We start from the raw sequence: 1,262 nt of genomic DNA on the forward strand, positions 1-1,262 counted from the left end.
CTTTTATTATGCTGCTGCCTTGCTGCTCTTAGCTCTGAACCAAACCCGTTCCAGGAATATACGATTGATGAAATTGTTCCAATTCGTATAGCCGTACGCAGTGTTCTTAATCTTCTTGATGATGCCGTTAATACCCTCAAGGGTTCTGTTGCAAAGTTTTCCAAAAAATCTATTTTAGTGTAAAATTGAGAAAAAAGACAGAGAGGACGGAGTAATGAATCATTTTAAAGGCAAACAATTCAAAAAAGACGTCATTATTGTCGCTGTTGGTTACTACCTGCGTTACAATCTAAGCTATCGTGAAGTTCAGGAATTGTTATATGATCGTGGAATAAATGTTTGTCATACTACGATTTATCGTTGGGTGAAAGAGTACAGCAAAGTCCTCTATTATCTTTGGAAGAAGAAAAATAGACAATCCTTCTATTCATGGAAAATGGACGAAACCTATATCAAAATTAAGGGACGTTGGCATTATCTTTATCGTGCAATTGATACGGACGGCTTAACCTTAGATATCTGGTTACGAAAGAAACGGGATACGCAAGCAGCCTATGCTTTCTTAAAACGACTCCATAAACAGTTTGGTGAGCCGAAAGCAATTGTGACCGATAAAGCACCTTCTCTTGGCTCCGCCTTTAGAAAGTTACAGAGTGTGGGTTTATATCCTAAGACAGAGCACCGAACTGTGAAGTATCTTAACAATTTAATAGAACAAGACCATCGACCTATTAAACGACGAAATAAATTTTATCAAAGTCTCCGTACAGCCTCTTCCACGATTAAGGGCATGGAGACCATTCGAGGAATATATAAAAAGAACCGAAGAAATGGAACGCTCTTCGGCTTTTCGGTGTCTACTGAAATCAAGGTATTAATGGGAATAACAGCCTAAATCATAGATACCGTAAGGGATTTTATTCTTTATTTAAAACTTTGATTTCAGTAGACACCGAAAAGCCGAAGAGAGTGCCTTCTTTTCGGGTTTTCTTATATAATCCTCGAATGGCTTCCATGCCTTTAATCGTGGGTGAGGCAGTGCGTAAACTTCGATAGAATTTATTGCGTCTCTTTACTGGACGATGGTCTTGTTCAATCAAATTATTCAGGTATTTAATGGTACGATGTTCTGTCCCTTGATAAAAGCCGTATTCTTTTAGTTTCTTAAAGGCACTTGTAATAGAGGGGGCTTTATCTGTGACTACAACCTTCGGTTCATCAAACTGCTTCACTAACCGCTTAAGAAAAGCATAGGCTGCTTG

The 1,262-nt window shown here is 38.4% G+C and carries 1 protein-coding gene and 2 pseudogenes; 1 reads left to right on the plus strand and 2 read right to left on the minus strand.

All coding sequences use genetic code 11. The annotated features are described in order from the left end of the window. Positions 1-6 precede the first annotated feature (6 nt). A pseudogene (locus ABZY20_RS37250) lies at positions 7-162 on the minus strand (transposase); the annotation flags it as partial. Positions 163-214: 52 nt separating this feature from the next. On the opposite strand from ABZY20_RS37250, the gene ABZY20_RS37255 reads away from it, so the two are divergent. Next, complete coding sequence (locus tag ABZY20_RS37255) at positions 215-895, plus strand: IS6 family transposase (protein ID WP_356447972.1); 681 nt, start codon at positions 215-217, stop codon at positions 893-895. Positions 896-917: 22 nt separating this feature from the next. Here ABZY20_RS37255 and ABZY20_RS37260 read toward each other — a convergent pair. Next, a pseudogene (locus tag ABZY20_RS37260) lies at positions 918-1,262 on the minus strand (IS6-like element IS1216 family transposase); the annotation flags it as partial.

The organism is Streptomyces sp. NPDC006624 (assembly GCF_040611555.1).
In the GTDB taxonomy this organism is placed as follows: domain Bacteria; phylum Actinomycetota; class Actinomycetes; order Streptomycetales; family Streptomycetaceae; genus Streptomyces.

Coding starts and splice junctions, on each gene's coding strand:
- ABZY20_RS37255 (WP_356447972.1), top strand. CDS start 215: ATGAATCATTTTAAAGGCAAACAATTCAAAAAAGACGTCATTATTGTC.